Here is an 11894-nt window from a genome sequence, read left to right as displayed (position 1 = left end):
AACCAGCGTCCATTTATACAAGTGATCGAACGACCATGGACAAATCGTGCAAGCCATGGACATATCGTACATGTTTTTATAAATTATCCACTCACACAACCCACATTTTGACAAAATTCATCCTTTTTTTATAGCCATACCTCATTCCTTATATTATAAGCGTTGTTCAATTAATTTCTTCTCTTTCTCAAAAGAGAAATTACTGAATACAAACCAAACATAAAAGAATACGATGAAACATATCATAAAACTATGCATGGCGGTTGCTCTGCTATGTGGGGCCAGCGCCCTGCATGCGGCGTCGGTCACCATCAACAACCACTCGTTTGAAAACGGTGCCGGACTTCCTCTCCCAGCACCAGACTGGAACAATAACACACCCGATGGCTGGACCAAATCCGGCGGCGGTGGAATGCAAGCTAGTTCACCCGACCCAACAGGTATTGATGGAAGTGTGTATGTATTCTTAGAAGGCGGTTCAGCCAGTCTAACGCAAAACATCACGGCATCCATTCTAGGCGGAGCTGTCAATCCAGGCGACATCTTCACCTTAACACTAGCTGCAGACAACTCAAACAACTCACCCACTTTTGATTTTGATATTCAAGATGGATTTGGTGCGAGTTTGATTGGAGGACCAGTCACGTCTTCGACACTGACAACCGAATTTGCTGACTATGACGTGGTCGGAACGGTGGATACAGCATCCTCTGATATTGTTCTTTATATTGAAACCAACGGTCCACAGGTCCTCATTGATAACGTCAGACTTGACCTTGTTCAAGTTCCCGAGCCCAGCTCAACAGCCTTACTCGGCCTTGGTGGTCTTGCATTGATTCTGCGCCGAAGAAAATAAACAACCTCGTCCTTTTTCAAAACACCACGGTAGCATCGCTCTACTGTGGTGTTTTTTCTTTTCAGAAGGTCATGCCATGTCAAAGTGTCGACAAAATTTGAACTCATCCAGTCATGCGCCGTTTCCTGATTCTCTATTTTCTCTGTAGCTACATTCCGATCATCGCCGCACCTCTTGACCGACAAGAAGAGCTCTCGAGTCAAGCGGGAGGCGCACTGAAACATCTTGGGCAATGGATGAAAGGCGAAATCCCGCGTGATCAACTTGCACAGGATCTCGCCAGCAACTTTCATCTTAATATCGATTTTGGAAACACAGAATTGACTCCCCACAAAGGCGGATTGATCGTAAGCGGGACTGCCGATGCGTCTCTGGCAAAAAAAGCCCACCACGCCACCTCTTTGAAACGCTTCAAGGAACTCATCCGAGGAAAGATTCTACGCACTAAATTCAAGATCATTGAAGTGGTCGTCGATGATGAACAATCGAATGTTTTTAGGACGCGCCAATTGGTAGCCTTGTTCATCAAAACGGACAACGGCTTCCGCGAAATCAACACCGAGTGGCTGGCACACTGGAAATTAGCTGGAGAAAATGTGCAACTTGTCAAGCTGACTGGAGGTCTTGATGACGACACTCGTTTGACCCGTGAGAGCTTGATGTTTGAGGACCTTACCACTTCGGTTCTCCGTTTAAATGAGGACGAAAATACGATGATCTATCAAGGTGCAAACCATTGGTTACAACGTATTGAGGCGGCCCTTAAACCCGAGTTTTTTGCTCTCAATGGCCTTAGTGTTGCCGATGTCAATGAAGATGGTCGAGAGGATGTCTATGTTTGCCAACTAGGAGGACTGCCCAATATGCTGATGCTTCAGCAAGCTGATGGCTCATTCATCAATGCGGCTCATCAATCAGGTATCGACTTCATGGACAACAGCACCTGCGCCCTATTTGTCGATTTTGATAACGATGGCGATCAGGATATGGCGCTAGCAACCTCGGCAGGAGTGGCCATTCTTGCCAATGATTCCACGGGGCATTTCAAGCGGATCAAACTGCTGAAAGACGTCCGCTATTGCTACAGCCTTTGCGCGGCTGATTACGATCAAGATGGGTTAGTCGACCTCTACGCATGTCGCTATTATGGCGATCAAACCGTTAGAAAGGGACAGCAATCCGTACAAGGAAACATCCCTGTCCCTCATCCTGTGTATAATGCAACCAATGGGGGGAGAAACACACTCTTAAAGAACACTGGAGAACTTGGATTTAAAAATGTCACTGATCAAGTAGGGCTAAACCAACACAACAACCGTTTTACCTACGCAGCCCACTGGGATGATTGGGATAATGATGGAGATCAGGACCTTTACGTTGCCAACGACTTTGGGCAAAATAACCTGTATCAAAATAACCGAGGGGTATTTACTGAAGTCACTAAAGAGGCCGGTTTAATTTCCGGTGAATTTAGCATGGGTGCTTGCTCAGGGGATTTTAACGGTGATGGAAACATGGATATTCACGTGAGTAATATGTTCTCCTCCGCAGGAAGCCGGGTCACTCGGCAAGCGGCTTTCAAGTCGGGAACCGACCAAGAAATGAAAAATACATTTCAACTCCTCGCTAAGGGAAACACATTAAGCATCAACCAAGGAGACGGACGATTTAAAGCTGCCGGTGATGACACTGGCATTCGTGTTGGCCGCTGGAGTTGGGCATCGTTAGCAGCTGATATTAACAATGACAGCTGGGACGACTTGTTAGTCGCCAATGGGTTTATTACTGGTAAGGAGATGGACGATTTGTGAAGTATATGGTGGCGACAGGTCATGTCGAAAGCTCCAATCAGCGAACAAGAACTCGAACTGGCAACATCCAGCGCAGACGGGTATGTTGCCAACATCAGCGCGGTCAACCGCATGGCTCACGAGGGAAAATCCTTCAGTGGCAATGAACGGAACTGTGTGTTTTTGAACCGCGGCGACGCCCAATTTTCCACCGTTTCCGCTTTAAGTGGCTGGGATATGCCAGACGATAGCCGGGGGCTCGCTCTCATGGATTGGGACAGTGATGGAAGAATCGATTTTTGGGCATCCAATAGAAATGCCCCTCGCCTTCGCTTCATGCATAATCAAATGAAGAATACAGGAAACTGGTTAGGCATCAAACTCAGAGGAACGAGCCACAACAATCGTGATGCGATTGGAGCCCGGGTCAAGGTGACCCTCGAAAATGGCCGTCTCTTGATTCGCAGCCTCAAAGCCGGTGAAGGATTTGCCAGCCAGTCCAGCAAGCGACTCAACTTTGGTCTTGGTGACGCCACCGAGATTAGAGCCTTATCCGTCACTTGGCCGGACGGATCAACCCAGTCCTTCCCGCCTCCGGCAATCAACCACTATTACCAAGCTATTCAGGAAAACCCGACACTTCAAAAACTGACATTTTCTCCCCCACAACCTGAACAAACAACATCCCATCAAGCGTGCAACAGCTCTAGCGCGGTCAGGGCACCGCTCAGAATTCCTTTTCCAGCTCCGAATCTACGTTTCAAAGACCAGAATCTAAATCAATTCATTGAAATCAAACAACTCAAGAAGCCACTACTCGTCATTCTGTGGAGTCAGCGATGTCAAAATTGTCGAAAGGAAATAACATCCTTAATCCGTTCTGCTAAAACAATAAGAGATCATTTGAATCTGGTCTTCCTATGTATTGATTCCGAACTCGAAGATCAAAATGAGGCCTCCAGGCTTCTTAAGCACCTTCAATCCCCTTGGCAGTCAGGTGTCCCAAACGCCGCAACAAACTCTGCACTAGCTGCGATTTTCAACCACACATTTCCCATCATCAAGGATCTCCCGACACCAAGCAGCCTTCTTGTTTCCACCAATGGCAATATCGTGACTCTCTACAACGGTGCACACTCGGTTGACACGTTTGTTCATGACGCAAAACAGCTCGCTCAAACCACCGGGATCGCCCCCGATCCAAAAACAAATGGTCGCTGGCTAACGACTACACAAAAAATCAACCTGCTCTACATCCCTCGCCTTCTTATGGAGGGCGATCACCTCGTGGATGTCGCTGACTATGTTGTCCGCGCCCACAACCAACTACTCGATCACAAGGAATACCCACTATTACTCACTTGGATTGCGGAGGAATACCTTAAAAAGAACATGAACCGTCATGCCGCAGCCTTTTATAAAACAGCCTCACAAACGGGATTCCATAATCCCGTGGTCCTGAATAACATCGCTTGGCAGCTAGCCACCCACCACGACCCCTCTTTTCGCAATGGTAAAGAAGCCCTCCGTTGTGCGACTCGTGCCGTCGAGCTTAGCCAATATCAAGAACCTGGGTATCTGGACACCTTAGCCGCAGCATACGCTGAACTGGGCAAATTCGATCAAGCTATCAAGATTGCACGGCAAGCACTCCCATTAGCAAAAAAACAGGCCAACGCCTCTCTCGTTCAAAGCCTTCAAAAAGCTGTTTCCCTCTATGCCAACAGGCAGCCGATGCGCTGATCAGCAGAGCTGTTCCCATTGTTCTTTTGCTTGTCCACTATTCCACTTCCATCAAAAAGAGAGAAAATGCCCTGCGTCGTAAGAAATAAGAATCTCCAGCTTCACACTTCACAGGGGAATACGTGGTCACATGTATTCCCCTGTTTTTTCCAGCCCTGAAATCAGGAACCGACAGCAATAGCATGGGATTACGGGTTGTTCTCCCTGCCGAGGGCACCCCCATTACAGGGGCACCCGGACCATTGAACAGACCATTTTCTTTTTTACTCAAACACAACGTAGCCTACCTGAGTGGTAGTGTGACTTTGCTCAGCATCATTCAGCTGATCCTCCAGAGCATGTAAGCCAATGCTAGTTGTTGTTAGTGATGGTGAACCGGACAGTACCGCCCAAGCTCCATTCCCCCCGTCCATTCCTGAGATACTGGCTGCTGCAGCACTTACAGTGCTGAGACCTCCACTCAAGTTGTAAGTATACGGGCTCGACGAGTTACCAAAGCCACGCACCGAATCAGCACCCAGGGCAGCCTCATAGGCGACACCATTGATCGTGCCACTTCCACTCTCGATCACAATGTAAGCGATGGTTTCGTTCGCCCGGGTGGTATTGGGGTCCTCACCAACGTGTTTACCGACGTTAAGCGTACTCGCATCAGCTGGAGCCGTGCGGGAGCTCCCCATACTCCAGAATACCGACCAATTGGCATCGTTGGCACTCATCACCTGACCAACAACCACAGGGGATGTATAGCTATTTTGGTAAGTTTGAGCTTCTCCGACCCAACTGTTATTTTCAGATGTCACTGTCGATGTGTATTTCACCGCTTCCATGGTCACTCCGTCAGTTGCCTGGGTATAAACACCTTCTTCCACGGCAATAACAGATACATCAATGGTCATGGCATCGGTCAAGCCGTCAGCCCGATCAACCTTCAGATCAAAGCTGCCACCACTCACATTGGTAATCCGTGTCACCACTGGCGGGGTCGTTGTGTTTGGATAGATCGGAGTCGCTATGATCACGGCGGAAGTGTAGTTCTGCCCCAAGTTCACGGTGGTCCATGAACTATTGCTCACGGCACTCACGGTGGTTCGCACCAACTTCGGAGAAGTGTCCGCGGTGGTGGTAAAACTTCCCGTGCTACCCCATGATTCACCAGCCGTATTGCTGGCATGTACAGTGAAGTAATAGGTGATATTCTCGGTCAGACCACTCAGTGAAGTTAGATAACTTCCGGTCGTTTTCACTCCCTGGGCAGCACTGCTGGTCCAGTTCGCAGGAACCGTCCCGCCGTTGACTTCTCCGTAATAGATGGTGACTGATGGATCTTCTCCTCCGGTGTCAGAAATCGAGTAGGCAAGATCAACTGTGGTTTGGTTGATGTTACTCGCCGCTCCCGTGACAATCACCGGAGAGGTCAGCTCTACGACGTCAGTTACGGTGACGGTCACTGCAGCGGTATCAGCGAGTAATCCATTATCCGTGACAGTCACAGTAAGAACGTAACTCGGTGTCGTTTCAAAATCGAGCACCGTCGCCGTGGTGATATTGCCACTGCTATCGATTGTGAAAGCGTTACCTGTATTTCCTGAGCTTATGGCGTAACTGAGGGTATCTCCAACATCCGGGTCACTGGCAGATACTGTAACAACGGCGGATCCAATCATGGCATCCTCCGCAATACTACCACTGTTGTCATCTAGTGTGGGTGCTTCATTGACGTTACTTACATCAACGGTGACCACGGCTGTATCATTCAGAACGGGTGTGCCGTCATCCGTGACCGTAATGGTTAAAACATACTGCGCAGTAGTCTCGTAATCGAGAGAGGCTGCTGTTGTGATATTGCCACTGCTATCAATCGCAAACGCTCCCGCTTCATTCCCTCCGGTAATTGCATAGGTGAGCGTGTCGCCAGCGTCAGCATCTGTCGCAACCACCGTTCCGACAGCTGATCCGACAGTCGCATTTTCGGCGATACCGAATGTCACATCATTGGCAACGGGTGCGGCATTTGTCGGTGGGACAAATTCGCGGATTTTAAGCCACTGTCCCTGAGACGCGGTGCAACGTAGGCGGACAAACTTCACTGGGGATACCAATGTTGTTTGAGCATTTCCCGAGCTAAAGGTCGCTACATTGGTCCAGTTTATCCCATCGTTCGAAGTTTCCATCACGCCCGCAGCAAGAGAGTCTCCCCCATTACCAGGGTCTCCGGTCAGGATTTGGAAAACACCAGGACCAACAGGAACTCCGTATTCGATGGTGAAATGATCATCGACCTGCGCCGAGCCATGCGTCCAGGCAAAGGTGTTCACATCTCCATCCACTACCCGGCTCCAAGCATAACTCGACCAGTAGTTGGCAAAACTTGTCGTGAGCCGCTTATCCAACACCTCAATGTTGAGTGTTGCGGTATCCGTGCCCCCGTTGCCATCACTAACTTCGACGACAAAAACATTAGCACCAAGGTCACTGGAACTTGGCGTTCCTGAAAGAGCTCCATCAGCAGCAAGAAGCAACCAAGCCGGGCCTGACACCTTGGAGAAACTAAAGCTGGTGCCTTGATCGACATCCGTTGCGGAACCCGCCAGAGTTTGACCTGTGTAGGCCGTGCTGTCCAAGGCATCAACAAGGTCGATTGTGTCGACGGTAAATTCGGGATCTTCGTTGACATCATTGACGTTAATCGTCACCTGGGCCGTATCATCCAAAGCTCCGTCCGAAACCGTAACGGTAAGAAGATACTGACTCAGGTCTTCAAAATCGAGAGCTGCGGTTGTTGTTATATTACCCGCTGAATCAATAGCGAAGAGTCCACTATCGTTTCCTGAGACAATCACATAGCTGAGTGAAGCCCCAGCATCAGGATCACTTGCTAACACCGTAGCTACAGCTGCTCCCGCTGAGCCATTTTCATCAACATTGCCTACCACGTCTGAGGCCGTTGGCGCTTCATTGACGTTGGTGACATTCACCGTAACCGTCGCGGTGTCGTTTAAACCTCCCCCATCGACAACGGTCACGCCAAGCACATACTGGCTGCCTGCTTCATAGTTCAGCGGACCGGTGGTGGTCACGTTACCGTTGGAGTCGATAGCGAAGAATCCACCACTATTTCCTGCCGTGATTGCATAAGCGAGTGAGTCACCCGCATCAGGGTCACTGGCAGTAACGGTGGCGATGGCTGCTCCGGCACTTGAATTTTCCGCGATGCTGCCTACAGAGTCCATGGCCGTTGGCGCTTCGTTGACGTTGGTGACATTCACCGTAACCGTTGCGGTGTCGCTAAGTACGGGGGCGCCATCATCCGTGACCGTGACCGTCAGGCTATAGCTAGCCATCGTTTCATAGTTCAATGCTGTTGTTGTGGTAATTTCTCCTGTACCACTGTTGATAGCAAACTCGCCGCCTCCATTTCCCGCGGTGATCGCATAACTGAGAGTGTCTCCCACATTCGGATCGGTCGCGGTGACCGTTGCCACGGCGGCTCCGACTCCGGCATTTTCTGCCACACTGCCATTCGTATCGTTAGCCGTTGGCGCTTCGTTAATCATCGGATCCTCGTAGCCGTTGTAGATCGATTGAATTTGAAACGGGTGCAGGACAATATCGTAAATACGAAGATCGTCCAGCAAGCCACCAAAGCGTTGATTATATTGATTGTTTCCAAGCAAAACACTGTTTGTATTCTCGTTAGGTGAGGAACAAGTTCTCTGATAAACCAGCACACCGTTTTTGTAGAAACTCAACTCAGATTGATTGATACTGATTGCCACATGCTGCCATTCTCCGGAAATCAGACCCACACCACTAGATTTATAATCCCCGACTCCCGGTTTCGTATACTCGAGCTCAGAGCCGCTCATTCTAATGGAAAATGACTGGGACTTTCCGAACAAGGCCTGATTGCCCGAAGTATCATCGGGCTTGATCCAGCCCATGAATGTCATTTGTGACGATGAAGGAACCGAGGCGCAAGTCACTTGATCGCTGGTTCCGTTGAAAGAGAGAGCTCCACCATCTTTACCGGTGGTCCAGGTCGCGCCACTGATGGTGCCGTCATAGCTTCCCATTTCATCGGTCGCCGTTGCACCGCTCCCTTCATCCAGCTTCCAGTGAGCACTTGCTGGAGTTCCAGCTGAATAGCTGGCATGAAGCGCACCCACTTCATCTGGACTGAGTGCGACATCAAACATTTGCATATCATCAAACAAGCCGCCATAGAACTGGCTATATTGATTGTTTCCGAGCAAGACGTTGTTCCCATTATTATTAGGGTAAGAACAGCTTGACTGACTCAGCAGCACCCCATCCTTGTAGAAGCGCAACTCTGAACCGTTGATCGTCACTGCAATGTGTTGCCAAACACCAGCAGCCAGACTCAGCCCGCTGGAACCGTAGTCCGCCACTCCTGGCTTGGTATAGCGAAGTGCTGAGCCATTTAAACTGATTGAAAAAGATCCCGGTTTGCCGAAGATCGCTTGTATCCCCGAGGTAGAAGCAGGGTTGATCCAGCCTGCAAAAGTCATTTGTGAGGTCGCAGGAATGACTCCGCAAGTCACTTGATCACTAACACCGTTGAAAGAGAGCGCCCCTCCATCCTTTCCAGCAGTCCATGTCGGTCCACTGAGAGTGCCATCATAGTTGCCTGTTTCATCGGTCGCAGTCGTGCCACTGCCGTCATCCAATTTCCAGTGGGCAATCCGATTCACTGTCGATACGGTGGGGACGTTGATCTCAAGCGTCACCGTGTCCGTGCTGCCATTCTTATCGGTCATCTGAATGGTGAACGTATTTAATCCGGAATCACCCGATTCAGGCGTACCCAGAAGAGATCCTGTGCTATCGACAGTAAGCCATGCCGGACCAGAAAGAATTTCGTAGCTCAGAGGACCATATCCTTCACTCCAAATATTTGGCACGAGAGATTGATTAAAAAACGTATCCACATATGAGCTGTGCTGCACAGTGCTTTCTATAAAACGCGCCTTTCCTGAATCCGCCAAATCAACGAGTGCTTGTGTTTCTGCAGTCGTGAGTGCCTTGGAATAGATACGCACATCATCGAAACACATCTTCCTATTGCTGAATTCACCCAAAGCCAGCGGAGCCCGACCATTGAAAATGACTCCATTGGTGCCTGCAAATGCGTTAGTCCGGGTTGCCACGATCTGACCATTGACCAGAATACGGATTTCATCAGTCGCACGGTCAAACACGGCCGCGATATGATACCATTTCCCTTCCGTCAACGGGTAGCTGGCGCTCAGATGCTCGATGGTCTTCGTTCCGTCAAAAACATGCCAGTGCATCCCCACCGTATTATTTTGTGCATAGAGATCCCAACCGACTTTCGTCTCAGGGTGCCATCTCCGCGCCGCAATATAAGCACCATAACCGCCTCCTTGTGGGTAATCGGCATTGTCAAAACTCTCGGCGCAGAACCAAGTGGCAAAGGTGTAGTTGCCATCCATGATGTCATAAAACGCGCTATGTTGGTTATATTCCTGTTCGAATGGTGAGGCCTCACGGCTGGGATTCAGAGTGATGGGCATCACGTTGCCTGAGCCCATCAGGATCCCGCTCCAGTCTCCATTTTCGGTATGATTTTCACTCTGTGTTCCATCCGCGCGTATTCCTTTTCCTAGCGGAGATACCACCGAATCCGTGGCAAAGTCAGCACCATTCAAATCACCCGCAATACCAACGCCTGAAACATCTGATGCAAGTGTCCCCGTAGCATCTTCCATATCATAGTGCACCATCAGTCCATTATTCACCACTTCAATATGTACCACGTCGCGGGTCTTTAAAGACATCGGCGAATCATCCTGCACCGTATACACAATCATGTCCTTCCCCACATAACCTGTCGGTGGAACATAATGCAGAGTGCCATCTCCATTCAAGGTCACACTGCCTCCTGGCACCGTCGTGGTGGTATGACTAACGACAGAAATAGAATCTCCGTTGGCATCGTGGTCATTCGCCAACACATCGATATCAATGGCGGTATTGATTGAGGTCAATGCCACATCAACATAGGTATGCGGAGGAAGAGGATCAGTATATGTTCCAGCCGGAAGCTTATTTTCATCAATGGCTTCCTGACGCTTATTCAACATGGTATCCGCAGTCCGCGGTCCAATCACGGGTTTGTTACCACCCATCGTATCGGCCATATAGCCTAGGTGATATGCAGTCCAGTTATGCGCAATTTCATGATACAACGCTCCAGCTGAAACCGAGCTTTCGTCCTGACCCACACCAGACCATGCATAGTAACCTTCCGAAGACCAAACATTATCCCAACCACGTGACACCAGGGGTGCGTTGGTATCCAACCAAGCAGCTTTGAGTTCACCCAATGAGGTGTTACCCGGATCCGATGAGTAAAAGTTCTCTGTGCGGATCACAATTGTTGGAACCACAACACGAACCATTAAATCGCGAGCCATCATCAGCTCCCACAACATGAGGTCCACCTCATAGTGGGCGAGGACGTTATCCAGATTTTGTCCATTACGAGTGTAAGCAGCAACCGGGCAATCCATCCCCAGTTCAGCCTCGACAATCCCGCCATAGGGGACTCCGCCAGCCGACGTACCCGTCGGAACCTTTGGACCAACGGTCGGAGTGCCCGCCGATCCATTGGATGGGGCGGCCACAGGCTGACTGGGCATTGGGTCAGCTGTTTGAGGACTGCCGAGCTGTGCCGAAACGTCCAAACCACTAACCGACCATCGGCGACCGTGCCCCCACTCCATATCAATACAAGATGCTTTTAATTGGTTATCCGCGTTGATTGAAGCAAACACCAGCGCATTGGAATTTTCTCCGATCGTTCCTTTAAATGTCCGAACCTCGGGAGTGGGTTGTGCCACGTAACCATTGGTCGCATCCCATGTGTAGAGTACGAATCCTGGCGCTCGAACCGAGCGCTTGTGCAGATGCAAGGTTTGTTGATACGTCGTTGACGTTCCGGAGTCCTGAACATCTATCACAAGTTTTAAATCGTCGGGTAATGGGGTTGCCGCATTAACCTGAGCTGCCACTGCCCCGAATATGGCGAAACTGCCTACTACCATCCTTTGTAGATGTGCAAGTTTCATACGTTTGCTGAATTTCAAAATAGTATTTTTCATGATATTGTGTGTGTTTTTAATGCTTAAGCCTAAAAAAGGCTCACCCATACCACATACACTGCAAACGAACTCAATATCTTAACATCTGAATGAAATTATTCTCCCGACGCTATTCTTCCTGCCGCTGTAAAATGGATTCAAAATCCCGGCCCCACAGGATAAAAGGCAAGTTCCAACCCGGCTTACAAAATGTAATACGCCATGGCTAAAAATAAGCTAAATAAAGAAAACCTGGCTCAAACCGAATAAAACACAAAGCCTTATACAAAGCTTTGATAGTCTGAGAAATACGGCATCACCACCCCTATCTTTCAGTCAATCCTATAAATCAAACCGGCTATCAGATAGGCGTTGACA

Annotated in this window: 4 protein-coding genes; 3 read left to right on the top strand and 1 reads right to left on the bottom strand. The window is 49.4% G+C overall.

All coding sequences use genetic code 11. The features are described from left to right. Window positions 1-232 precede the first annotated feature (232 nt). From HW115_RS04965 to HW115_RS04955, 3 genes are all read left to right on the top strand, one after another. Window positions 233-856, top strand: a complete 624-nt coding sequence (locus HW115_RS04965; RefSeq protein ID WP_178931495.1) for a PEP-CTERM sorting domain-containing protein — start codon at window positions 233-235, stop codon at window positions 854-856. 113 nt (window positions 857-969) lie between these two features. After that, entirely contained in the window at window positions 970-2667 is a 1698-nt protein-coding gene (locus HW115_RS04960) for an FG-GAP repeat domain-containing protein (RefSeq protein ID WP_178931494.1), read from the top strand. Between the two features lie 21 nt (window positions 2668-2688). Next, the gene (locus tag HW115_RS04955; RefSeq protein WP_178931493.1) at window positions 2689-4389 is read left to right on the top strand and encodes an ASPIC/UnbV domain-containing protein; all 1701 of its coding nucleotides are present in this window, start codon (window positions 2689-2691) and stop codon (window positions 4387-4389) included. Between the two features lie 263 nt (window positions 4390-4652). On the opposite strand, the gene HW115_RS04950 is transcribed toward HW115_RS04955, so the two are convergent. Next, the gene (locus HW115_RS04950; protein WP_178931492.1) at window positions 4653-11537 is read right to left on the bottom strand and encodes a cadherin domain-containing protein; all 6885 of its coding nucleotides are present in this window, start codon (window positions 11535-11537) and stop codon (window positions 4653-4655) included. Between the last annotated feature and the right edge of the window lie 357 nt (window positions 11538-11894).

The organism is Oceaniferula marina (assembly GCF_013391475.1).
Classification (GTDB): Bacteria; Verrucomicrobiota; Verrucomicrobiia; order Verrucomicrobiales; family Akkermansiaceae; genus Oceaniferula; species Oceaniferula marina.
This window is presented reverse-complemented; position numbering and strand designations above follow the sequence as displayed.